This window comes from Pseudomonas sp. LBUM1648 (assembly GCF_059716145.1).
The window spans coordinates 5,503,383-5,527,694 of record NZ_CP166808.1; the positions used below are offsets into that span (position 1 = coordinate 5,503,383).

The window sequence follows — 24,312 nt, forward strand, 5'->3', positions numbered from 1 at the left end:
TTTGGATCGCGGCCCTTTTTTATGGCTTGGGGTTTGTGCTGATTTTTAGTGCCCTATCGCGAGCAGTCGCCGCAAGCTTACTTACCCAGCGAAATCTTCGGCGCCCAAGTCAGCCACTCATCCTCAAACTTGTCGAACAACGGGAACGTCTGCTCAGGACGCGCCGGATTACCCATGCGCTCGCCATCCGGTGTAGCGAAGGCAATGCCACCCTGGATCGCCGTCTCAAGCGACTCTGTGCGTACCGTCAAACCATTGAACAGACCGATATCGAAGCCTACACCGCTGGTATTCCAGAACCGGCTGCCACTGCGCACCAACGGCGCGTACTTCGGCTCGATCAGGATATGTACCAACACCCGGTCGGCGGTCTGACCCAGTTCATAACCAGTGACCTTACCCACAGTGATTTCACGATAAGTCACCGGCACACCCGGTTTCAGCGAGCCACGGCGAGCCGCGCTCAACACCAGACTCAAACCTGCCTCTTGCTTAGCCACTTCCGGCGCATTGGCCAGTGCCACGAAGTTCTTCTGCGGGCCGAGGTTTTTTGCCGCCGGTTGCACTTCGACGTATTGCCCGGTCACCAGGGTTTCCAGGTTCGATGTCTTCATCAATCCCAACTCCGGCTTGACCACCCAGAACTGACTGCCAACCCGGGCAATCTTCTCCGGCACTTCAGTGATACGCGCGGTGAGGATGACCGATTGCAGATCGTCAGTCAGGTCGACACTGTCGATCTTGCCGACATCCAGGCCTTTGAAGCGAACCGGTGTGCCGCTGCGCAAACCGTCGGCGCGATCAACCTTGATCGTCACCACGGCGCCCTTTTGATTGGCGTCGTCATGGTTGGCGAACAGACGGAAACGCGGGATGCGCTTCTGCAATGGAGCCTTGGCCTGCGGCGTTTCGAAGGCGATACCGCCGGCCATCAACGTCTGCAATGACTCGCTCTTCACTTGAATCCCGCCCGTCAAACCACCGGTCAGTGTGATACCGCTGACATTCCAGAAACGGGTCGAGGCATTGACCAGGTTTTCGTATTCCTTATCGATGTGCACACCGATGACCAATTGCTTCTTGGTCTTGGAGAACTGGTAGCTTTGCACCGAACCGACCTTGACCTGCTTGTACAGAATCGGGCTACCCACATCGATTGAGCCGAGGGCATCGGTGAACAACACCAGGTGCAGGCCCGGCGAACGCAGATCCAGCGGCGGCGCTTTTGGCCTGGCCTCGAATTCGCGTTTCGGTGCCGCACCTTTGTCGCCCGGGCGTACAGCGATGTAGTTACCTTTCACCAGCGCTTCCAACCCGGTGATACCGGCGAGGGAAATCGACGGTTTGACCACCCAGAACTGAGTGCCATCGACCAGATAGTCCTCAGCCAATGGATCAAGGGTGAGCTCGGCTGTGGCGCTGTTCAAATCCGGATCAACTTTCAGCGCTTTCATGTTGCCGACCTGAATACCTTTGTACATCACCGGCGTGCGGCCGGCCTGCAGGCCTTCGAAGTCGCTGAGTTTGACCTTGACCCGAATCCCGGCAGCGGCGGCATCGAAGTCTTCATAGAGACGGAACGGCAGGCTTGGATCGGTCGGAGGACTGTCCTTGCGGTTCTCAGGCGTTGCGAATGCGATACCGCCGGCAACAATGCTCGCCAAGGATTCGCTACGCACTTTTACTCCGGACAGATTGGCATCGATGCTGATGCCGCTGGCGTTCCAGAAACGCGTGTGTTTGCGCACGAGTTTGGCGTAGGTCGGCTCGATAAAGACTTTGAGTTCGACCGTGCTTTGATCTTCCGAAAGCAGGTAGCTTTTCACCTGGCCAACCTTGATCTGCTTGTAGAACACCGGACTCCCGCGATTCAGCGAACCGAGGCGATCAGCCTTGATCGTCAGGTGCAGACCGGGTTTGGCGTCGGAGAGCGGCGGCTCTTCGGCGAGCGCCTTGAACTTGCGCGCAGGCTCGCCTTCGCCGGGGCTGATGGCCACGTAGTTACCGGACACCAGGGTTTCCAGACCGGTAATACCCGCCAAGGTCACGCTGGGTTTGACCAGCCAGAAGCGAGTGCTTGTCTTGAGGTACTGCCCGACGTCCTTGTTCATCTCGACCGTGGCAATCACTCCCTTGGAGTTGCCTTCGTCGTCGAGTTTGAGCGCCTTCACCTTACCGACCGACATGCCTTTGTACATGACCTCGGTCTTGTTGGCCTGGATGCCTTCGCCGCTTTCGAAGCGAACCTGGATCTCGATACCGGTTTCGGAATAGGCACGCCAGCCGAGCCAACCGCCGATGATCAGCGCAATCAGAGGCAGTACCCAAATGGCAGACCAGTTCGAGGCCGGTCGGGTTTTCGCTACGGGCAAATCAGTCATGGTCGTCGTCCGACTCCGTGTTATCCCAAATCAGTCGGGGATCGAAAGTTACTGCGGCAAGCATCGTCAGAATCACCACGGTGGCGAAAGCGATGGCGCCAAGATTGGCTTCGACACTGGCAAGCCGGCCGAAATTGACGACCGCCACCAGAATGGCGATCACAAAAATATCGAGCATCGACCAGCGACCGATGAACTCGATGAAGCGGTACATCCAGATGCGCTGACGGGCCGACAACGGCTGACGTCGTTGCACCGAAAACAGCAGCAGGGCGATCCCGACCAGTTTGAAAGTCGGCACCAGAATACTGGCGATGAACACCACGGCAGCAATTGGAATCATGCCGTGCTGCACTAACTGGATCACACCGGACATGATGGTACTCGGATCGCCTTGCCCCAAAGAACTGACAGTCATGATCGGCAACACATTGGCCGGAATATAGATAATTGCCGCCGTGATCAGCAGAGCCCAGGTTCGGGCCAGACTGTTTGGACGCCGAGCATGAACCAATGCACCGCATCGAGTGCAGGTTTGCTCATCGGTGTCCGCTTCCTGCCTGTTCAATTCGTGGCATTCGGTACAAATCAGAATGCCCGCATCAATCGCCCGCATGAGCATCCTCTCCAGATAACGCCTGCCAGATCTGATGCGGTGACATCACCACTTCCAGCCAGACCTGTACCAACAACAACGCAATGAAACACACCAGGCCGAAACCGACAGTAATGGCCGCCATGTCCGCCAGTTTGACGATCGCCACCAGTACGCCCATGAGGTAGACCTCAAGCATTCCCCAATCTTTGAGGTGATGGTAAATGCGGTAGAGCAACAAACCGTAGCTGCGACCGATGTTGAAGCGGATTGTTAGCAATACGATCAACTGGCAAAGCAATTTGATTAACGGTATGGCCATGCTGCACAGGAATACGACGATCGATACACCTTGCATGTCCGTGTTGAACAAACCGACCACACCGCTCCAGACAGTGTCCTGCGACGATTGCCCGAGTAGATTGAGCTCCATGATGGGTAAAAAGTTCGCTGGTACGTAGAGCAGCAGTGCCGCGATTACCAAGGCAAGGCTACGCTGCACCACGTTATGGCGGTGGGCGTATAGCTCGTAACCGCAGCGTGGACAGAGGGCCTTCTCACCGTGGGCAAGTTTTGGCTTGCGCATCAGCAAATCGCACTCGTGACAGGCCACCAAGTCTTCCAGCGGTAAATCTGACAGCCCGGGGGCGTCAACCGACTCTGACATAAAGGCTCTGGCTCCGAAAAAGGTGGGGCTATTCTAGTGTTCTGATTGGAAAATAACTGTGCAAATTTGTTCGCAGGCTAAGCAAAAAACTTTCCTACGGGCAAAACAAAACCCCAACTGCTTTCGCAATTGGGGTCTCGGAATTTAATCTTGACGATGACCTACTCTCACATGGGGAAACCCCACACTACCATCGGCGATGCATCGTTTCACTGCTGAGTTCGGGATGGGATCAGGTGGTTCCAACGCTCTATGGTCGTCAAGAAATTCGGGTACTGAGTCGTGACCTGTTGGCCTCGCTTCAGCAAATTGGGTATGTGACAGCTTTCGGTGTTTTGTGAACATCGAACTTTCGGTTCGTTTCGTCTTCACACACCGCAACTTGGCCTTTCGACGCAAATTGCTTGGGTGTTATATGGTCAAGCCTCACGGGCAATTAGTATTGGTTAGCTCAACGCCTCACAGCGCTTACACACCCAACCTATCAACGTCGTAGTCTTCGACGGCCCTTCAGGGAACTCAAGGTTCCAGTGAGATCTCATCTTGAGGCAAGTTTCCCGCTTAGATGCTTTCAGCGGTTATCTTTCCCGAACATAGCTACCCGGCAATGCCACTGGCGTGACAACCGGAACACCAGAGGTTCGTCCACTCCGGTCCTCTCGTACTAGGAGCAGCCCCTCTCAAATCTCAAACGTCCACGGCAGATAGGGACCGAACTGTCTCACGACGTTCTAAACCCAGCTCGCGTACCACTTTAAATGGCGAACAGCCATACCCTTGGGACCGGCTTCAGCCCCAGGATGTGATGAGCCGACATCGAGGTGCCAAACACCGCCGTCGATATGAACTCTTGGGCGGTATCAGCCTGTTATCCCCGGAGTACCTTTTATCCGTTGAGCGATGGCCCTTCCATACAGAACCACCGGATCACTAAGACCTACTTTCGTACCTGCTCGACGTGTCTGTCTCGCAGTCAAGCGCGCTTTTGCCTTTATACTCTACGACCGATTTCCGACCGGTCTGAGCGCACCTTCGTACTCCTCCGTTACTCTTTAGGAGGAGACCGCCCCAGTCAAACTACCCACCATACACTGTCCTCGATCCGGATAACGGACCTGAGTTAGAACCTCAAAGTTGCCAGGGTGGTATTTCAAGGTTGGCTCCACGCGAACTGGCGTCCACGCTTCAAAGCCTCCCACCTATCCTACACAAGCAAATTCAAAGTCCAGTGCAAAGCTATAGTAAAGGTTCACGGGGTCTTTCCGTCTAGCCGCGGATACACTGCATCTTCACAGCGATTTCAATTTCACTGAGTCTCGGGTGGAGACAGCGCCGCCATCGTTACGCCATTCGTGCAGGTCGGAACTTACCCGACAAGGAATTTCGCTACCTTAGGACCGTTATAGTTACGGCCGCCGTTTACCGGGGCTTCGATCAAGAGCTTCGCGTTAGCTAACCCCATCAATTAACCTTCCGGCACCGGGCAGGCGTCACACCCTATACGTCCACTTTCGTGTTTGCAGAGTGCTGTGTTTTTAATAAACAGTCGCAGCGGCCTGGTATCTTCGACCGGCATGAGCTTACGGAGCAAGTCCTTCACCCTCACCGGCGCACCTTCTCCCGAAGTTACGGTGCCATTTTGCCTAGTTCCTTCACCCGAGTTCTCTCAAGCGCCTTGGTATTCTCTACCCAACCACCTGTGTCGGTTTGGGGTACGGTTCCTGGTTACCTGAAGCTTAGAAGCTTTTCTTGGAAGCATGGCATCAACCACTTCGTCATCTAAAAGATGACTCGTCATCAGCTCTCGGCCTTAGAATCCCGGATTTACCTAAGATTCCAGCCTACCACCTTAAACTTGGACAACCAACGCCAAGCTGGCCTAGCCTTCTCCGTCCCTCCATCGCAATAACCAGAAGTACAGGAATATTAACCTGTTTTCCATCGACTACGCTTTTCAGCCTCGCCTTAGGGACCGACTAACCCTGCGTCGATTAACGTTGCGCAGGAAACCTTGGTCTTTCGGCGTGGGTGTTTTTCACACCCATTGTCGTTACTCATGTCAGCATTCGCACTTCTGATACCTCCAGCAAGCTTCTCAACTCACCTTCACAGGCTTACAGAACGCTCCTCTACCGCATCATCCTAAGATGATACCCGTAGCTTCGGTGTATGGTTTGAGCCCCGTTACATCTTCCGCGCAGGCCGACTCGACTAGTGAGCTATTACGCTTTCTTTAAAGGGTGGCTGCTTCTAAGCCAACCTCCTAGCTGTCTAAGCCTTCCCACATCGTTTCCCACTTAACCATAACTTTGGGACCTTAGCTGACGGTCTGGGTTGTTTCCCTTTTCACGACGGACGTTAGCACCCGCCGTGTGTCTCCCATGCTCGGCACTTGTAGGTATTCGGAGTTTGCATCGGTTTGGTAAGTCGGGATGACCCCCTAGCCGAAACAGTGCTCTACCCCCTACAGTGATACATGAGGCGCTACCTAAATAGCTTTCGAGGAGAACCAGCTATCTCCGAGCTTGATTAGCCTTTCACTCCGATCCACAGGTCATCCGCTAACTTTTCAACGGTAGTCGGTTCGGTCCTCCAGTTAGTGTTACCCAACCTTCAACCTGCCCATGGATAGATCGCCCGGTTTCGGGTCTATTCCCAGCGACTAGACGCCCTATTAAGACTCGCTTTCGCTACGCCTCCCCTATTCGGTTAAGCTCGCCACTGAAAATAAGTCGCTGACCCATTATACAAAAGGTACGCAGTCACCCAACAAAGTGGGCTCCCACTGCTTGTACGCATACGGTTTCAGGATCTATTTCACTCCCCTCTCCGGGGTTCTTTTCGCCTTTCCCTCACGGTACTAGTTCACTATCGGTCAGTCAGTAGTATTTAGCCTTGGAGGATGGTCCCCCCATATTCAGACAAAGTTTCTCGTGCTCCGTCCTACTCGATTTCATGACTAAGAGATTTTCGCGTACAGGGCTATCACCCACTATGGCCGCACTTTCCAGAGCGTTCCGCTAATCTCAAAGCCACTTAAGGGCTAGTCCCCGTTCGCTCGCCACTACTAAGGGAATCTCGGTTGATTTCTTTTCCTCAGGGTACTTAGATGTTTCAGTTCCCCTGGTTCGCCTCTTGCACCTATGTATTCAGTACAAGATAACCATCTTATGATGGCTGGGTTCCCCCATTCAGACATCTCCGGATCAAAGTCTGTTTGCCGACTCCCCGAAGCTTTTCGCAGGCTACCACGTCTTTCATCGCCTCTGACTGCCAAGGCATCCACCGTATGCGCTTCTTCACTTGACCATATAACCCCAAGCAATCTGGTTATACTGTGAAGACGACATTCGCCGAAAATTCGATAATACTCAATTCAGAGTAACTCACAAATTTTACCTTAGCCTGATCCGTTACCAGTGAAAGTAACGTTCAGTCTATCTTTCTATCACATACCCAAATTTTTAAAGAACGATCTAATCAAAGACTAGAAATCAACATTCATCATCATACTGATGGAATGCTCATTTCTAAGCTTTCAAAACTTCAGAAGCAGTAGTGGTGGAGCCAAGCGGGATCGAACCGCTGACCTCCTGCGTGCAAGGCAGGCGCTCTCCCAGCTGAGCTATGGCCCCGTATTCTCTACAGGCGTTTCCCACACAAAATTGGTGGGTCTGGGCAGATTCGAACTGCCGACCTCACCCTTATCAGGGGTGCGCTCTAACCAACTGAGCTACAGACCCAATTTCGGGCTGCTTCTTATCGTCTTCTTCAATGAATCAAGCAATTCGTGTGGGAACTTATGGAGCAGCTGATGTCGTCGATTAAGGAGGTGATCCAGCCGCAGGTTCCCCTACGGCTACCTTGTTACGACTTCACCCCAGTCATGAATCACACCGTGGTAACCGTCCTCCCGAAGGTTAGACTAGCTACTTCTGGTGCAACCCACTCCCATGGTGTGACGGGCGGTGTGTACAAGGCCCGGGAACGTATTCACCGCGACATTCTGATTCGCGATTACTAGCGATTCCGACTTCACGCAGTCGAGTTGCAGACTGCGATCCGGACTACGATCGGTTTTATGGGATTAGCTCCACCTCGCGGCTTGGCAACCCTTTGTACCGACCATTGTAGCACGTGTGTAGCCCAGGCCGTAAGGGCCATGATGACTTGACGTCATCCCCACCTTCCTCCGGTTTGTCACCGGCAGTCTCCTTAGAGTGCCCACCATTACGTGCTGGTAACTAAGGACAAGGGTTGCGCTCGTTACGGGACTTAACCCAACATCTCACGACACGAGCTGACGACAGCCATGCAGCACCTGTCTCAATGTTCCCGAAGGCACCAATCCATCTCTGGAAAGTTCATTGGATGTCAAGGCCTGGTAAGGTTCTTCGCGTTGCTTCGAATTAAACCACATGCTCCACCGCTTGTGCGGGCCCCCGTCAATTCATTTGAGTTTTAACCTTGCGGCCGTACTCCCCAGGCGGTCAACTTAATGCGTTAGCTGCGCCACTAAGAGCTCAAGGCTCCCAACGGCTAGTTGACATCGTTTACGGCGTGGACTACCAGGGTATCTAATCCTGTTTGCTCCCCACGCTTTCGCACCTCAGTGTCAGTATCAGTCCAGGTGGTCGCCTTCGCCACTGGTGTTCCTTCCTATATCTACGCATTTCACCGCTACACAGGAAATTCCACCACCCTCTACCATACTCTAGCTTGTCAGTTTTGAATGCAGTTCCCAGGTTGAGCCCGGGGATTTCACATCCAACTTAACAAACCACCTACGCGCGCTTTACGCCCAGTAATTCCGATTAACGCTTGCACCCTCTGTATTACCGCGGCTGCTGGCACAGAGTTAGCCGGTGCTTATTCTGTCGGTAACGTCAAAACACTAACGTATTAGGTTAATGCCCTTCCTCCCAACTTAAAGTGCTTTACAATCCGAAGACCTTCTTCACACACGCGGCATGGCTGGATCAGGCTTTCGCCCATTGTCCAATATTCCCCACTGCTGCCTCCCGTAGGAGTCTGGACCGTGTCTCAGTTCCAGTGTGACTGATCATCCTCTCAGACCAGTTACGGATCGTCGCCTTGGTGAGCCATTACCTCACCAACTAGCTAATCCGACCTAGGCTCATCTGATAGCGCAAGGCCCGAAGGTCCCCTGCTTTCTCCCGTAGGACGTATGCGGTATTAGCGTTCCTTTCGAAACGTTGTCCCCCACTACCAGGCAGATTCCTAGGCATTACTCACCCGTCCGCCGCTGAATCCAGGAGCAAGCTCCTCTCATCCGCTCGACTTGCATGTGTTAGGCCTGCCGCCAGCGTTCAATCTGAGCCATGATCAAACTCTTCAGTTCAAACATCTTTGGGTTTTTAAGAAACCCTAAACTTGGCTCAGCAATCGTTGGTTACATCTTTGATTTCTCGCGGAGTAACTTGTGATGCTGATAATCTTGTTGACTATCAGTCTGACTCCACAAGCACCCACACGAATTGCTTGATTCAGTTGTTAAAGAGCGGTTGGTTAAGATCTTTCGTCTCAACCGAGGCGCGCATTCTACAGCAGCCTCATTTGCTGTCAAGTGATTATTTTCAGAAGTTTTCGAAGAATTCTTCAACAACTTCAACCACTTGCGCTTCCGATCTCTCGTTAGCGGGAGGCGAATTCTACAGCGTTACTCGCTGTTGTCAACACCTCTTTTTCTCCGCTTTCGACCGAGAAGATCGAACCGTTAAAAGAGCCAAACATCACCGCTCTTTCAACTCCTTCCAGGCTTCGATGAACTGAAGCAACCCGCTACCGAAAACCGTATAACTCATTGAATCTCAAGGAGTTTTCCGTTTCGACTGCGCCGGAAGTGGGGCGAATTATAGACTTCCAGAATCTGCCGTCAACCACTAATTTCGCTTTTCTTGCAGAATCTGTTTTTTAGCCATTAAACGCGGGATTCGGCGAGTAACGGGTGGCACACGCAGCAAAAGAAGCAGAGCACCTATAAAGGCATAGATAGCCCACTCCCGGAGATCCGCACGCACGATCCAAAGCATATGCAGCAAACCCAGCCCCAGAATCACATAGGCAAGACGGTGCAGCTTCTTCCAGCGCACGCCTAGACGGCGCTGACTGTAACGATTGGAAGTCGCCGCCAACGCCAGCAACCCGAGAAAACCTAACGTACCGACAATAATGTATGGCCGCTTACGCAGCTCAACGCCAAGCTGCGACCAATCGAACCCGAGAATAAATGCCATGTAGCTACATAGATGTAGAACCACATAGGCAAAACACCAAAGCCCCAATTGCCGACGTACTGCGATCCACCCCGCCCAGCCGGTCAATTTTTGCATAGGCGTCATGCTCAAAGTAATCAGCAACAACACCAACGTCCCGAGTCCGAGCCGATCAACCAGGACCTTGCCAGGATCCGGCCCAAGCAAATCCTCGAAGGCTTGATAGAACCACAGCAAAGGCCAGATCGCCGCTGCAATGAAAACACCCACTCGCCAGACCGGATATCGCATCAGTAATTCTTCCGCAGATCGAGCCCTGTATATAAAGAAGCAACTTCATCCGAGTAGCCGTTGAACATCTGGGTATCGCGCACATTCGGCTTGAACAGGCTGTTCGGCAACCGGCGCTCCCGTGCTTGCGTCCAGCGCGGATGGTCGACTGTAGGATTCACGTTCGCATAAAACCCGTACTCATCCGCCGCAATACTCTGCCATGTCGTCTTCGGCTGCTCGCTGACCAAACTGATCCGCACGATGGATTTGACGCTCTTGAACCCATACTTCCAAGGCACAACCAAACGCAGCGGTGCGCCATTCTGATTCGGCAATTCCCGGCCATACATGCCCACAGCCAGAATCGCCAATGGATTCATCGCCTCATCCAGACGCAAGCCTTCTACATAAGGCCAGTCGATCAGGGCAAAACCAGAGCGCTGTCCGGGCATGCTCTTGGGATCCTGCAGCGTTTCGAAACGGATGTACTTGGCATTGGAGGTAGGCTCGACCTGCTTGAGCAGCGCCGAGATAGGAAAACCGATCCACGGAATAACCATCGACCAGGCTTCAACACAGCGCAGGCGATAGATGCGCTCTTCCAGCTGATACGGCTTCATGAAGTCTTCCAGCGCATAACGCCCTGGCTTACCCACCTCCCCGTCTACCACAACACTCCAGGGTTCGGCTTTCAGCGCCCCGGCATTCGCCGCCGGGTCACCTTTGTCAGTACCGAACTCATAGAAGTTGTTGTAGTGAGTCGCGTCTTTATAAGGGGTGATCGCCTCATCCTTGACGTTGACCGCTCCCCACTTAGTAGAGGGAAGCTTCTCGGTAAACCAGGCTGGCGCTTTACCCGCCTCGACATCAGCATATCGAGCGGCTTCGTCTGCACTTGCCCAGCGCGGCAAGCTGCTGACGGCGATACCGGCGGCAGTGGCTCCAAGCAATTGGCGACGAGAGAGATAAATCGATTCAGACGTGACATCCGACTCATGGCAGTCAGATGCTTTGGGGATTTTGATCAACATGACAACTCCGCAGCTTTGGAGGACAGATGTACCCATAGACTGCGGAGTATGCGGGAAATTACATCACTCGGCGTTTTTGTGGCGACGAAGATGCAGGAGGTATTGCACTGGGCCGGAGGCCGCATAAGCGAGAAACACCAGCAGCAGAATGCGCGGTGGATCGCTGAAGACCACGGCAAACACCAACACCACCGCGAGAATCGCAACGAAAGGCACACGCCCTTTCAAGTCCAGCTCCTTGAAGCTGTTGTACTTGATGTTGCTGACCATCAGCATGCCGGCAGCGGCCACCATCAGCGCGACCAGGAACGACATCTTCGAGCCCTGGATCCCGTAATCGCTGAACGCCCAGACAATACCCGCCACCACGCCGGCGGCTGCCGGACTGGCCAGACCGATGAAGTAGCGCTTGTCGGCAGTGCCAACCTGAGTGTTGAAGCGCGCCAGACGCAGGGCCGCACCCGCTACATAGATGAAGGCGACCATCCAGCCGACCTTGCCCATATCACCCAGCGCCCAGCCAAAGGCCAGCAGCGCCGGTGCCACGCCGAAAGCAACCATGTCGGACAGCGAGTCATACTCGGCGCCGAAAGCGCTTTGCGTATTGGTCATGCGCGCAACACGACCATCGAGGCCGTCGAGCACCATGGCGACGAAAATAGCGATGGCAGCGAAGGCGAAATACTTGCTCGCGTTCACCGAGTCCCCGGCGCTTAACGCAGCCTGGGCACTCATCGAGTTGATGATGGAGTAGAACCCTGCGAACAGGTTCGCAGTGGTGAACAGATTCGGCAGCAGATAGATACCACGATGCCGGACTTTACGACCTTCTGCGTCGTGCCCTTCTTCGATGTGTTCATCGATAGGCAGCAGGCTTTCGGCGTCAGAAGCCTTGTTCGGCTCTTCGGGACGTTCGCTCATGGACATTACCTTGCAACGGTTTGGAAAAAATTCGACAGGTGTCTGGGACGACGGTTCGGCCACAAACGATGCAGCTTTATACCAGAACCACCGCCTCAAACGAAAAAACGCGGCCGAGGCCGCGTTTTTCGTACAAGGGACGACGACTTAGTTTTTGGCTTTGTCGACGATCTTGTTGGCACCGATCCACGGCATCATGGAGCGCAGTTGCTCGCCGATGATTTCGATACCGTGAGCGGCGTTGTTACGACGCTTGGCGGTCATCGAAGGGTAGCCGGTTGCGCCTTCGCTGATGAACATTTTGGCGTATTCGCCGTCCTGAATACGTTTCAGGGCGTTGCGCATGGCCTGACGGGATTCGGCGTTGATCACTTCCGGACCGGTCACGTACTCGCCGTACTCAGCGTTGTTGGAGATCGAGTAGTTCATGTTGGCGATACCGCCTTCGTACATGAGGTCAACGATCAGTTTCAGTTCGTGCAGGCACTCGAAGTAGGCCATTTCCGGCGCGTAGCCAGCTTCAACCAGAGTTTCGAAACCGGCTTTGACCAGTTCAACGGTACCGCCACACAGAACGGCTTGTTCGCCGAACAGATCGGTTTCAGTCTCGTCCTTGAAGGTAGTTTCGATGATGCCGGTACGACCGCCGCCAACACCGGCAGCGTAGGACAGTGCAACGTTTTTGGCGTTGCCCGAAGCGTCCTGGTAGATCGCGATCAGGTCAGGGATACCACCACCCTTCACGAACTCGGAACGCACGGTGTGGCCCGGGGCTTTCGGCGCGATCATGATCACGTCGAGATCGGCACGCGGAACAACCTGGTTGTAGTGGATCGCGAAACCGTGGGAGAAGGCCAGGGTGGCGCCTTTCTTGATGTTCGGCTCGATTTCGTTTTTGTACAGCGAGGACTGGAACTCGTCCGGGGTCAGGATCATGACCAGGTCGGCAGCAGCAACAGCGGAAGCAACGTCGGTCACTTTCAGGCCGTGAGCTTCAGCTTTGGCAACGGTGGCCGAACCTTTACGCAGACCAACGGTAACGTCGACACCGGAATCTTTCAGGTTGCACGCCTGGGCGTGGCCCTGGGAACCGTAACCGATGATGGCAACTTTCTTGCCCTGGATGATCGACAGGTCGCAGTCTTTATCGTAGAAAACTTTCATGAATTTCCCCTATATATCCTGGCCGTTCAGGCCATTCGCTAATTTGGTTTAGATGCTGAGTACTTTGTCGCCGCGGGCAATGCCGGTCACGCCGCTGCGGACGGTTTCCAGAATCGATGCGGTGCCAATGGACTGAATGAAGCTGTCGAGCTTGTCGCTGGTACCGGTCAATTGAACGGTATACACGCTGGCGCTGACATCGACGATCTGTCCACGGTAAATATCGGTGGTGCGTTTGATCTCGGCGCGCTGGGCGCCAGTGGCCTTGACCTTGACCAGCATCAGTTCGCGCTCGATATGAGCACTTTCCGACAGGTCCACCAGCTTGACCACTTCGATCAGCTTGTTCAGGTTTTTAGTGATCTGCTCGATGACTTCATCGTGGCCAACGGTGGTCAGCGTCAGACGCGACAGAGTCGGGTCTTCGGTCGGGGCCACGGTCAGGCTTTCGATGTTGTAGTTGCGCTGCGAGAACAGGCCGACTACGCGAGACAGAGCGCCGGGTTCGTTTTCCAGAAGCAAGGAAATAATGTGCCGCATGATTAAGTACGCTCCGTCTTGCTCAGCCACATATCGCGCATCGAGCCGTCTTTGATCTGCATCGGGTAGACGTGCTCGCTGGTGTCTACCGAAATATCGATCACGACCAGGCGATCCTTCATGGCGAACGCTTCTTCCATCTTCGACTTCAAATCTTTCGAATCGGTGATGCGTACGCCAACGTGACCGTAGGCTTCAGCCAACTTGACGAAGTCAGGCAGCGATTCCATGTACGAGTGCGAGTGACGGCTGCCGTAGCTCATGTCCTGCCACTGACGCACCATCCCCAGAACACCGTTGTTCAGGATGACGATTTTTACTGGCAAGCCATATTGCAGGCAGGTCGACAGTTCCTGGATGTTCATCTGGATACTGCCTTCACCGGTGACGCAGGCAACGTCGTCTTCCGGGAAGTTCAACTTGATACCCATGGCCGCTGGGAAACCGAAGCCCATGGTGCCCAGGCCACCGGAGTTGATCCAGCGGTTAGGCTTATTGAACGTGTAGTACTGCGCAGCGAACATCTGGTGTTGACCCACGTCGGAGGTGATAAAGGCATCGCCCTTGGTCACTTCGCACAGGGTTTCGATCACGGTCTGCGGCTTGATCTTGCTGCCGTCGCCCTTGTCGTAAGGAAACAGGCCGCGATCACCACGCCATTCATCAACCTGCTTCCACCAACTGGCCACAGACTCCTTGTTTGGGGTCTCGCCGATTTCCTTGAGGATCGCGACCATTTCGGTCAGGACGCTCTCGACCGGACCAACGATAGGCACGTCAGCCTTGATGGTCTTGGAAATCGAAGCCGGGTCGATGTCGATGTGGATGATCTTGGCGTTCGGGCAGAACTTCGCCGCGCCGTTGATCACGCGATCGTCGAAACGCGCACCGACAGCCAGGATCACGTCGGCATGGTGCATCGCCAGGTTGGCGGTGTAGCTGCCGTGCATCCCGAGCATGCCGATAAACTGACGATCGGTGCCAGGGAAGCCGCCCAGGCCCATCAGCGTGTTGGTCACTGGCAGGTTGAGCATTTTCGCCAGTTCGGTCAGCGGTGCGGAACCGTTGCCCAGGATCACGCCCCCGCCGGAGTACAGCACAGGGCGCTTGGCCGCCAGGAGCATTTCTGCCGCCTTGCGGATTTGCCCCGAGTGACCGCGAACGGCCGGGCTGTAGGAGCGCAGCTTGGCTTTCTTCGGGAAGATGTATTCGAACTTCTCGGCCGGGTTGGTCATGTCTTTCGGAATATCGACCACGACCGGACCCGGACGACCGGATTGCGCCAGGTAGAAGGCCTTCTTCATGACTTCCGGGATTTCCGAAGCGTGCTTGATCATGAAGCTGTGCTTCACGATCGGCCGGGAGATACCGATCATGTCGGTTTCCTGGAACGCGTCGGTGCCGACCATGGTGCTAGGCACCTGACCGGAAATGATCACCATTGGAATCGAATCCATATAGGCGGTGGCAATACCGGTGATGGCGTTTGTGGCGCCTGGACCGGAAGTCACCAATACCACGCCGGCTTTACCGGTGGCACGGGCGTAGCCATCAGCCATATGGGTAGCCGCTTGCTCGTGACGAACCAGAATGTGAGTCACTTCCGGTTCTTTGAACAGGGCATCGTAAACATGCAGGAGAGCACCACCCGGGTACCCGTAGATATATTTGACGCCTTCGTCACGCAAGAAGCGGACGAGCATCTCACCGCCAGATAAAAGCTCCACGTTGTTCACCTCTAAAACGCCAGAATACCGCCCACGAAAAATGGGACGGGTCTTAATAGGTTTACTTCTCGGCAGAGCATGAGCGACGGTGGTCGCCGACTACGTCAGCACTGACTGAGCAAGTATTGGGATCGTCCCAAGTGTTGCGGGCCTTTCCCACCCAGCGCGAGGTAACGCGTTGCGGGTGTAACAGGTCGGCGCGGATGTGCGCCTCATGATCTACCGAGTGGGTCTGCTTCTGGCAGTCCCTCTACAGCGGACTTTGGATTCTTCTGTTTCGCCCTCTCCAAGTCAAGCCGTCTATGTGCTTAATTGTGGGTAAGCACATGAGAACGCAAGAAAAAACCTGAAAACAGCTACTCTGTTAGTGTCAATTGCGCAATTTTGCCAAGGAATCAGCATGCGAATGCTTCTGTTAACCCTGCTGATCGGCCTCAGCACATGGTGCACGGCCGCTCAGATCTACAAATGGGTCGATGCCCAAGGTGTCACTCACTTTGATGCACAACCTCCCCAAGGCCAGCCGTCCACTACCCTGCAGACGCCCTCCTCGCCTGCGGCAAAACCGGCGCCGATGCCAGGTGGCGGCGTGATGGGCGATCAGAAAGCCATCGACGACAAGGTCAAGAAGCAAGTCGCCGATCAACAAGCGCAGCTCAAGGCGTTTTGCGAGCAGGCACGTACGAATCTTGCGCAATTGCACAACAATCCGCGTTTGCGGGAGGAAGTTGAGGGGGAGTTGCGGCGGCTGAGCGATGCACAACGTCAGGAGCGCATCGTCGAAGCGCAGAAGCAGATTGCGGAAAACTGCCAGTAACAACTGGCAGCTTCCGGTTCAGCGCGAAGCAGTAATCAACTGATCAAACTGTTTGAGCAATAACTGAAGCTGCCGATCCTTGCCCTGCATATTGCGCTGGGCGAAGACCATTTCAGCCATTTCCTGAATGCCCGAGGCGTTCGGCAAAGGCAGATCCTGCTCGAGGATCATCTTCATCCGAGGCAGGAAGATCCATTGCAGCCACTGCTCGAAGTCCAGCGTGTCGACCGAGAATGGCTCGACGCTGCTCAAGGCTTCTACCGACGGCTGAACTTCATCCCACCAACCCTGCGTGCGCAGCTCTCGCTCAATCAGCAACAGCTGATCGGCGATTTTCGGGAAACGACTATCCATCACAACGAAACCTTGGCCTTCTGGCGAGCCTGCGCAGCGCCGGCGGAATCACCTTGTTTCTCACGGGACTGAGCGATGATTTCCCACAGGCTGGCCTGCAAGTCCGGACGGCCGTTGGCCATGGTCAGTGCCCGACGGGCAAACTGCTCGGCTTGCGGCGCATCGCCTTGGGCCATACGCACCTGCGCCAGGCGATAAAGCACTTGCGGCTCACGCGGGGCAACACGCTGCGCGCGCTCCAGGCTGGACGACGCACCGTTGAGGTCGCCACCGGCCTGTTGCTGTTGGGCAGTCGTCAGCAAGGCGAGTACCGGACCGTCCAGTTGCTCGTCCGCCGACAGACCGCCGCCGCTGCTGGCCGAAGGAATGCCGCTCGGCGTCGAAGGCATGCTGTAGCTGCCGGAGTTGATCGGTGCCGATTCGACTGGCGAAGGGTTGTACGGCCCCGGCGTGATGCCGCCGGATGCCGGGCCCGGCACGATCGGCGAAGAGCTGATCGGCGCCGATGTTGCCGCGCCGCCGCCCGGCACCATCACCACAACGCCAGTATCACCTTGCGGTATGGCCTGAGTCTGGCCCTGCGCAGGACGCTTGACCGTGGTTTGACGGAAGCCGCCATTGGCCGAAATACGTTCGCTGTTGGACACAGCCGTGCCCGAATCAACCACCGGAATCGAACCACGCTGTACGGTAGAGCAGCCGCTGAGCAAAGCCACGGCAGTCACCGCTGGAATCAACCACTTGTTCACTTGAAACCCTCTTTGCTTAATTCATCCAGCCCTTGACCCAATCCATCACCGACTCGCCGGAAGCAGGCGTTTCGCTTGCACAGGCAGCGCCGGGTGGTGGTTCGCTGCCGCGAATATACGGCATCTGCACCGCCCCCGGGCAGTTGGCATCAGAGCCTTGCCCGGTACGCGAATCGACCCACGCCTGGACGATGTTGTCCGGCTGTGGCATGTCCAGCGGCAGCGGGTCAGCCTTGCGCATGAAACTTGTCCAGACCTGCAACGCACCGGTAGCACCAGTGAATGGCGTCTTGCCGTTGTCATCGCGTCCCAGCCAGACCACCGCCAGCAGATCCTGACTGAAACCGGCGAACCAGCTGTCACGCGAGTCGTTACTGGTACCGGTCTTGCCGGCCAGTGTCAGGGTCTTGGGCAGCACGTTGTAAACCGAGCTGCCGGTGCCTTCACGCATGACCCGCTGCATGGCGTTCTGGATCAGGTAAATGGACGCCGGATCGAAACGCTGCTGAATCTGGAACGGATAACGCTTGAGCGGCTCGCCTTCGGCGGTCAGCACGCTGCGAATCCCGCGCATCGGCGTATTGAAACCACCGTTGGCGAGGGTCTGATACATGGTCGCCACTTCGATCGGGGTCATGCCGCCGGCACCCAGCAACATCGACGGGAATGCCGGAAACTCGCGCGTCACACCCAGGCGCCCCAGCGTCTTGAGGACATTGGGCACGCCCACTTCCAGGCCCAGACGCGAGGTCGACAGGTTGTAGGAATGCGCCAGGCCCTGATAGAGGAACACAGTGCCGTGGGAACGACGATCGTAGTTCTGTGGTTTCCACACTTGACCGTTCGCCCCCTTGACCGACAACGGATCATCCGACAACCAGCTGGTCAGGGTGTATTGGCTCGGTTTTTCCAGCGCAGTGAGATACACCGCCGGCTTGATCAACGAGCCGATCGGTCGTACCGCATCCAGTGCCCGGTTGAAGCCGGCATAGCTTGCCTGTCGGCTGCCGATCATCGCCTGGACTTCGCCGGTTTCCGGATTGGTCACGACCATCGCCGCTTCAACGTCATCGGAGCCTTTGCGCCCGGACAGACGCTTAAAGGTGTCGTTGACCGACGCCTCGGCTTTCATCTGCAGAATCGGGTCGAAACTGGTGAAGATCCGCAGACCTTCTTCGGTCAAGTCTTCGTCGCGGTAGTCTTCACGCAACTGGCGTTTGACCAGATCGATAAAGCCCGGGAACGAGCTGTCGGCCAGCTTGCCGCGAGTGGTCACACCCAGTGGCATTTTCTTCGCTGCTTCGACCTGCTCCGCCGTTGCGACGCCTTGTTGCTCAAGCACATCGAGCACCAGATTACGACGTTCCAGCGCACGCTCGGGATTGCGCCGCGGGTTGTAATAGGACGGGCCTTTGACCATTCCCACCAGCATCGCGACTTGATGCAGCTTCAACTCGGACAGAGGCTGACCGAAGAAGAACTGACTGGCCAGACCGAAACCGTGCACCGCGCGTTGGCCGTCCTGTCCGACGAAGACTTCGTTGAGGTAGGCCTCAAGAATTTCCTTCTTGTCGTAATGCAGCTCCAGCAGCATCGCCATCATCGCTTCGGTAAGCTTGCGGGACAGGCTGCGTTCGTTGGTGAGGTAGAAGTTTTTCACCAACTGCTGGGTCAGCGTACTGCCGCCCTGGGTCATCTTGCCGCCGGACGTGTTGACCCAGATGGCGCGGGCAATCGACTTCGGCGACACGCCCCAGTGACTGTAGAAATCCCGATCCTCAACCGCAACCAGGGTTTCCAGCAGATATGGCGGCACTTGATCGAGTTTGATCAGAATGCGGTCTTCAAGATTCTTCGGATAAATCCCGCCGATCAACACCGGTTCCAGGCGCACCACTGACAGCTTGGAGCCATTGGTGGCTGAAAGCTCGGCGACATAATCGCCCGAGAAGCGCACGCGCACCGGCTGCGCTTTCTCCAGACCTTCATAGAACTGGAAGCCACGGGTATTCAGATCGACGGTGTTGCCGCTGACGGCAGCGGCGCCAGGGCCATTGCTCACGGCTTCGCGGCGGTAGCCGAGGGCATCGAGTTCGGTGAGGAAATCGTCCTTGCTGAGCTTTTGTCCGACGAACAGCTCAAGCGGGCGCGCGTAGACCTTGGCCGGGATGGTCCAGCGCTTGCCGGAGAACTTCTCCTGCACCACGGCATCGAGGTAAACGGCGAAGCCGGCCAGCACCACAAGGCCGACCAGACTGAGTTTAATGGCCCAACCCAACCATGGGCGCAGGCCCTTGGCAGGTGGTTTTTTAGGAGTGCGGGGGGATCGAGTTCGAGTCATGGCGGCGGATTATACGCACTTTATTCATACTCAACAGGAGCGCTCCGAGGTTTGCGTCGGGCTGGCGAGCGGCCATAATGGCGACCTCGAATTTCCCCCAGTCTCTGAAGGATCGCCCGTGAGCCAGTCACTGATCGCTGCCCTGCAAAACCCGGCCCTCTACCCGCACCCCGTCGAAGGGTTCCAGGTCATCGAAACCCATATCTCGTGGGTGATCCTCACCGGTCCCTTTGCTTATAAAGTGAAGAAGCCCGTGAATTTCGGCTTCCTCGACTTCACCAATCTCGAACAACGCGGACACTTTTGCGGCGAAGAACTGCGTCTGAACCAGCGCCTGACCGACGATTTGTATCTGGAGGTGTTGCCTGTCACCGGCAGCGTCGAAGCCCCACAACTGGGCGGCGACGGCCCGGCTATCGAATACGTGCTGAAAATGCGTCAGTTCCCGCAGACCGGTTTGCTCAGCACCTTGCAAGCCAATGGCGAGCTGACCACCCAGCACATCGATGAAATGGCCGAGCAGATCGCCCATTTCCACCTCACCGCCCCGGAAGTCCCGGCCGAGCACGACGCCGGCACCCCGGACAGCGTGATGGCGCCGGTATCGCAAAACTTCGAACAGATCCTGCCGTTCCTCAGCGACAAAAATGACCTGCTGCAACTTGAAGCCCTGAAAGCCTGGGCCGAAAGCAGCTTTGCGCGTCTCAAGCCACTGTTCGCCCAGCGCAAGGCCGAAGGCTTCACCCGCGAGTGCCACGGCGATATTCACTTGGGTAACGCTACTGTCATTGACGGCAAAGTGGTGATCTTCGACTGCATCGAATTCAACGAACCGTTCCGCTTCACTGACGTCTGGGCCGACACCGGTTTCCTGGCAATGGACCTGGAAGATCGCGGCCTGAAATCCCTGGCCCGCCGCTTCATCAGCCAATACCTGGAACTGACTGGCGACTATCAAGGCCTGGAAGTGCTGAACTTCTACAAAGCCTACCGCGCACTGGTTCGCGCAAAAGTAGCGCTGTTCAGCATGCCGGCAGACGCGACCCCGGTGCAGCGCGCCACCACCCTGCGCCAGTACCGCAACTACGCCAACCTGGCGGAAAGCTACAGCACCATTCCTTCGCGCTTCATGGCGATCACCCACGGCGTTTCCGCTGTCGGCAAGAGCCACGTGGCCATGCGTCTGGTCGAAGCGCTGGGGGCGATCCGCCTGCGCTCCGATGTTGAGCGCAAGCGTCTGTTCGGCGAACAAACCGTCGCCAATGATGTACAGGCCGGCATTTATAGTGCCGACGCCAGCGCCAAGACCTACGCGCGCCTGCATGAAATCGCTGACGTGATCCTGCACGCCGGTTTCCCGGTGGTGATTGACGCCACTTACCTCAAGCGCGAGCAACGTGACAGCGCGGCTCAAGTCGCCGAAGCCACCGGCACGCCGTTCCTGATTCTCGACTGCAACGCGCCACAAGCGGTGATCGAGAGCTGGCTGGCGATTCGTCAGGCAGACAAACAGGATCCGTCCGACGCCACGCTGGCAGTGATCGAAGCTCAGCAGGCCAATCGCGAAGCGCTGACGCCGGAAGAAATCCTGCGCAGCAAACGCGTGCAGACCAATGAATCCGGCACACTGGACACCGTGGTCGCGCAAATCCGCCAACGCCTGCCAGGCCTGTAAGAAACTATTTCGGCCGTGAAGCCCTCGCCGGCTTCACGGCCGTCAAATAGTGGCACTATACTGGCGCCATAAAACCAACAGGTGATGTGACATGAGCCAGCCGAAACTTCTCGATACCCCGCTGTATGCCTTGCTGCACAAAGATGACATCACAGGTTTCAACAAGGAACGCCCGCAAGACGGGCCGATCGATATGGTCGGCGGCGACTTCCGTGGCCTCGACCTGCGTGAACTGAACGCCGATGGCGTGGATTTCCGGGACGCGTATTTCCGTTCCGCCGATTTGCGTGGCATTGATTTCCGCAACGCATCGCTGGAAGGTGCAAGCCTGGCCCACGCACAGATTTCCGGTGCGTACTTTCCGCCGGAGCTGAGCGCTGACGAGATTCTGATGTCGATGAACTTCGGTACACGCCTGCGTTATCGCACTCGCTAAACGCTTCTGCCCGATGTGTCCAGCGCCCCCGCTTTGCGCTGGACTGCTTGCTGCGCGGATTTTTCCCGCGCCATGGCATCCCGCCCCGCCCGCCTATCCTGCTGAAAATTGCGACCTTTCTTAGAAGCGTTTGCGTTGAATCCGACCAAACAACCACGCTTTTCCTACTGATGGCTACACTCCTGAGAAGCTCGCCCCACGCACCATTCGGCCGTCGCAAGGAGGCTTGATGAATGATGAACTGCAACACCTGAAGAATCTTGGCAAGACGTCGGCGCAATGGCTGCATGCCGTGGGCATCCACAGCGCCTCGGACTTGCGTCGCCTGGGCGCGGTGGACGCCTACCGGGCCGTGCGTACCCGCGGGTTTCGCGCATCGAAGGTGTTGTTGTATGCGATCGAAGGCGCATTGATGGATGTTCACTGGAACGACATCCCCGCCGAGCGCAAGGACGCCTTGAACAAGCAACTCGAAGCCATTTCCTCACGTCACAAGAACTGAACGGGCGCTGACCGTCATGTACCTGCTTGGGGAACAATCGGCATTTGCCGACTCAGTGATCAACCGTTTGCAGAATTTTCCTGCGCAGTGGCTGGAAGACCTCGTGCCGTGCGGCCCGGTGATTGAACTGGAGACGACCGATGACTTGATGGCGCAGTTGCCCGGCGATCAGTTGTTTCTGCTGACGGAAGGCGTAATCAACGGGTACATCGGTGTACGAGCACTGTTCTATTGGCAGGAAGGTGACTTGATCGGCCTACAACAGGGTGACGCTTGGGTCGATTGCCGTCTGTGCAATGAAGGACCGTTGCGCTTGTTGCCCTATCGCCGCAGCGATGTGTTCGGGCATTTGTATGCTGACGCCAACCGGGCGAACCAATTTCTCGAGTACCTGCTGGGCCAAATGGCACTCCTCGCCCACGCCGTGGCCGAACTGAAACCGCGGGAGTTTCGCAGTACCAACGGTTTCAAACGGGTCGAGGCCGGTGAAGTGCTGATCCACCAGGGCGATGCCGCCGATCACGTGTTTGTCATCATCGACGGGCATGCCGAAGCCTTTGTCGATGGACATAAGGTCGGCGAAGTGCCCAAGGATGAGATTTTTGGAGCCATGGCGGTGTTCACCGGGGAGCCACGAAATGCCACAGTAATTGCTCGTGATTCGAGCACGGTGATGCTGATTCCCGGTGATCAGTTTTTGAGCATGACCCGCAGCAATCCGAAGATCGCCCACAGCCTGATCGAAAGCATGGCGCGGCGCATCAGCCAGCTCAACGGCCAGATCACTCAACTGACTGCGGTCAAAACCCAGTTTTAAGTCCCCGTTTTCCGGGGCATTCCGGCCAATCCCGAGATTAAATCAGGCAAATGAAAAAACAGAGGTTGACTCGGTAATGAGAATCGCTATGATTATCACAACTGGTCGCGAGATCAGTCGATATTCTGAAAAGCCCTTGGTTCGGACTCTCAGATTATCTCCTCATCAGGCTAATCACGGTTATTTGACCCGGTTTTAACCGGGTCTTTTTTTGCCTGTGGAAAAGTCACTTGCCGAACTGTTTGCGCATTTCTTCGCAGTAATCACGCTTGGGCATGGCCGGGGTGTACCAGACGTAATCGGCCATTGCCGCCGTAACCTCGGCGCCCTGCTCCGCCAGCATCAGCACTGCAGGAGCCTGGGTAGCGCCCAGATCCACAACATGCAGCGGCACCCCGACATCCTTGCGTGCATGCCAGGCACCCGCCAGCAGCAACGACGGTGTGGACGCAGCCAATAAACGCTCGGCCATGCGCCGATCGCGTTGTTGCTGAACCGCCAGCATCGCCGGCATCTGCGACTCAGGCAGCAGGCCACAGTGGGAATCGCTGATCTGCTCCAGCAAAACAGTTTTCACCGATTGAGCATTGCTGCGCTCCCCCGGCATAACGGATGGATTGCGATAAAAGCTGCGGATTTCGTTGTTATCCAGATTCGCCGCCAGCAACGGATACGGCTGTGTGAGGGCGAAGCGAACAATCGGCCCATAGAGACTCCAGTCCCAACCTTTCTGCCAGGCCAATGCGTCAGGAAGGTTGTCGGGCTGAGACGCAGACTGGCTTAGCGCATCAACCTTCGGCTGCTGATCAGGCGTGAGCATTTCCAACAACAGGCTGCCTTGCGGCCGCTGTTTGCCAAGAGACTGCAAAAGCCATAACTGCGCGGCGTGGTGATCGGCGTTGTCATGCTGCTCGCCGATGATCAGCCGCTGCAGTTCAGCAAGACGTGTGAGCAGTTGCTGCGCGGTCAGCACCTGACCGCTGTGCAGGTCACGAATCTCGCCACTGACTGGCGGTGGCGCGGCAACATGCTGACACCCCGCGAGCAACAACACCGCCAACAGCCACATTCCTCGCATGCAATCAC

18 protein-coding genes, 2 tRNA genes and 3 rRNA genes are annotated in these 24,312 nt (G+C 56.0%); 5 read left to right on the top strand and 18 right to left on the bottom strand.

From position 1 onward, the window contains the following. Nucleotides 1-77 precede the first annotated feature (77 nt). From ACA043_RS24910 to ACA043_RS24975, 14 genes are all read right to left on the bottom strand, one after another. The gene (locus ACA043_RS24910) at nucleotides 78-2,381 is read right to left on the bottom strand and encodes a PqiB family protein (protein ID WP_497658106.1); all 2,304 of its coding nucleotides are present in this window, start codon (nucleotides 2,379-2,381) and stop codon (nucleotides 78-80) included. After that, nucleotides 2,374-2,997: a paraquat-inducible protein A gene (locus ACA043_RS24915; RefSeq protein ID WP_187681336.1), complete on the bottom strand. Its 624-nt coding sequence runs from the start codon at nucleotides 2,995-2,997 to the stop codon at nucleotides 2,374-2,376. Before ACA043_RS24915 ends, ACA043_RS24910 begins: the two co-directional genes overlap by 8 nt. After that, entirely contained in the window at nucleotides 2,984-3,643 is a 660-nt protein-coding gene (locus ACA043_RS24920) for a paraquat-inducible protein A (protein ID WP_401271400.1), read from the bottom strand. The genes ACA043_RS24915 and ACA043_RS24920 overlap by 14 nt, the downstream gene beginning before the upstream one ends. A gap of 148 nt (nucleotides 3,644-3,791) precedes the next feature. Further along, nucleotides 3,792-3,907: ribosomal RNA gene (rrf, locus tag ACA043_RS24925) — 5S ribosomal RNA — on the bottom strand. A gap of 151 nt (nucleotides 3,908-4,058) precedes the next feature. Further along, a 23S ribosomal RNA gene (locus ACA043_RS24930) occupies nucleotides 4,059-6,952 on the bottom strand. Nucleotides 6,953-7,202: 250 nt separating this feature from the next. Continuing rightward, nucleotides 7,203-7,278 (bottom strand) — tRNA-Ala (locus ACA043_RS24935). A gap of 31 nt (nucleotides 7,279-7,309) precedes the next feature. After that, nucleotides 7,310-7,386: transfer RNA gene (locus ACA043_RS24940), tRNA-Ile, on the bottom strand. Nucleotides 7,387-7,468: 82 nt separating this feature from the next. Then, nucleotides 7,469-9,005: ribosomal RNA gene (locus ACA043_RS24945) — 16S ribosomal RNA — on the bottom strand. Together the 16S, 23S and 5S rRNA genes with 2 tRNA genes alongside form the textbook arrangement of a ribosomal RNA operon. A 541-nt stretch (nucleotides 9,006-9,546) precedes the next feature. Next, the gene (gene msrQ, locus ACA043_RS24950; RefSeq protein WP_401272190.1) at nucleotides 9,547-10,170 is read right to left on the bottom strand and encodes a protein-methionine-sulfoxide reductase heme-binding subunit MsrQ; all 624 of its coding nucleotides are present in this window, start codon (nucleotides 10,168-10,170) and stop codon (nucleotides 9,547-9,549) included. Beyond that, nucleotides 10,170-11,183, bottom strand: a complete 1,014-nt coding sequence (gene msrP / locus ACA043_RS24955) for a protein-methionine-sulfoxide reductase catalytic subunit MsrP (protein ID WP_497658107.1) — start codon at nucleotides 11,181-11,183, stop codon at nucleotides 10,170-10,172. The genes msrQ and msrP overlap by 1 nt, the downstream gene beginning before the upstream one ends. Before the next feature lie 63 nt (nucleotides 11,184-11,246). Next, the gene (pssA, locus tag ACA043_RS24960; protein ID WP_187679255.1) at nucleotides 11,247-12,104 is read right to left on the bottom strand and encodes a CDP-diacylglycerol--serine O-phosphatidyltransferase; all 858 of its coding nucleotides are present in this window, start codon (nucleotides 12,102-12,104) and stop codon (nucleotides 11,247-11,249) included. Between the two features lie 147 nt (nucleotides 12,105-12,251). Continuing rightward, complete coding sequence (gene ilvC / locus ACA043_RS24965; RefSeq protein ID WP_003228216.1) at nucleotides 12,252-13,268, bottom strand: ketol-acid reductoisomerase; 1,017 nt, start codon at nucleotides 13,266-13,268, stop codon at nucleotides 12,252-12,254. A 48-nt stretch (nucleotides 13,269-13,316) separates the two neighbouring features. Beyond that, nucleotides 13,317-13,808: an acetolactate synthase small subunit gene (gene ilvN / locus ACA043_RS24970; protein WP_003176102.1), complete on the bottom strand. Its 492-nt coding sequence runs from the start codon at nucleotides 13,806-13,808 to the stop codon at nucleotides 13,317-13,319. 2 nt (nucleotides 13,809-13,810) lie between these two features. Further along, entirely contained in the window at nucleotides 13,811-15,535 is a 1,725-nt protein-coding gene (locus tag ACA043_RS24975) for an acetolactate synthase 3 large subunit (protein ID WP_187679254.1), read from the bottom strand. Between the two features lie 400 nt (nucleotides 15,536-15,935). On the opposite strand from ACA043_RS24975, the gene ACA043_RS24980 reads away from it, so the two are divergent. Beyond that, nucleotides 15,936-16,352, top strand: a complete 417-nt coding sequence (locus tag ACA043_RS24980) for a DUF4124 domain-containing protein (RefSeq protein ID WP_497658108.1) — start codon at nucleotides 15,936-15,938, stop codon at nucleotides 16,350-16,352. Between the two features lie 18 nt (nucleotides 16,353-16,370). Here ACA043_RS24980 and ACA043_RS24985 read toward each other — a convergent pair whose 3' ends face one another. From ACA043_RS24985 to mrcB, 3 genes are read right to left on the bottom strand one after another with little or no spacing between them, the layout of a single operon-like run. Continuing rightward, the gene (locus tag ACA043_RS24985) at nucleotides 16,371-16,706 is read right to left on the bottom strand and encodes a YqcC family protein (protein ID WP_187679252.1); all 336 of its coding nucleotides are present in this window, start codon (nucleotides 16,704-16,706) and stop codon (nucleotides 16,371-16,373) included. Then, nucleotides 16,706-17,455 carry a tetratricopeptide repeat protein gene (locus ACA043_RS24990; RefSeq protein WP_187679251.1) on the bottom strand — a complete coding sequence of 250 codons (750 nt, stop codon included), beginning with the start codon at nucleotides 17,453-17,455 and terminating at the stop codon, nucleotides 16,706-16,708. The genes ACA043_RS24985 and ACA043_RS24990 overlap by 1 nt, the downstream gene beginning before the upstream one ends. 16 nt (nucleotides 17,456-17,471) lie before the next feature. Next, nucleotides 17,472-19,796 (bottom strand): penicillin-binding protein 1B, encoded by a 2,325-nt coding sequence (mrcB, locus tag ACA043_RS24995; protein ID WP_305439810.1) that lies wholly within the window; start codon nucleotides 19,794-19,796, stop codon nucleotides 17,472-17,474. A gap of 118 nt (nucleotides 19,797-19,914) precedes the next feature. Here mrcB and ACA043_RS25000 point away from each other — a divergent pair, with 118 nt between their 5' ends. The 4 genes from ACA043_RS25000 (at nucleotide 19,915) to ACA043_RS25015 (ending at nucleotide 23,226) form a co-directional block, all read left to right on the top strand. After that, the gene (locus ACA043_RS25000; RefSeq protein ID WP_497615363.1) at nucleotides 19,915-21,471 is read left to right on the top strand and encodes a bifunctional aminoglycoside phosphotransferase/ATP-binding protein; all 1,557 of its coding nucleotides are present in this window, start codon (nucleotides 19,915-19,917) and stop codon (nucleotides 21,469-21,471) included. A 91-nt stretch (nucleotides 21,472-21,562) separates the two neighbouring features. Beyond that, nucleotides 21,563-21,907 carry a pentapeptide repeat-containing protein gene (locus ACA043_RS25005; RefSeq protein WP_007909940.1) on the top strand — a complete coding sequence of 115 codons (345 nt, stop codon included), beginning with the start codon at nucleotides 21,563-21,565 and terminating at the stop codon, nucleotides 21,905-21,907. Nucleotides 21,908-22,136: 229 nt separating this feature from the next. Then, nucleotides 22,137-22,409: a TfoX/Sxy family protein gene (locus ACA043_RS25010; protein ID WP_003228231.1), complete on the top strand. Its 273-nt coding sequence runs from the start codon at nucleotides 22,137-22,139 to the stop codon at nucleotides 22,407-22,409. A 16-nt stretch (nucleotides 22,410-22,425) separates the two neighbouring features. Beyond that, entirely contained in the window at nucleotides 22,426-23,226 is an 801-nt protein-coding gene (locus ACA043_RS25015; RefSeq protein ID WP_187679248.1) for a Crp/Fnr family transcriptional regulator, read from the top strand. A gap of 226 nt (nucleotides 23,227-23,452) precedes the next feature. On the opposite strand, the gene ACA043_RS25020 is transcribed toward ACA043_RS25015, so the two are convergent. Then, nucleotides 23,453-24,304 (bottom strand): ChaN family lipoprotein, encoded by an 852-nt coding sequence (locus ACA043_RS25020; protein ID WP_497658109.1) that lies wholly within the window; start codon nucleotides 24,302-24,304, stop codon nucleotides 23,453-23,455. Nucleotides 24,305-24,312 lie beyond the last annotated feature (8 nt).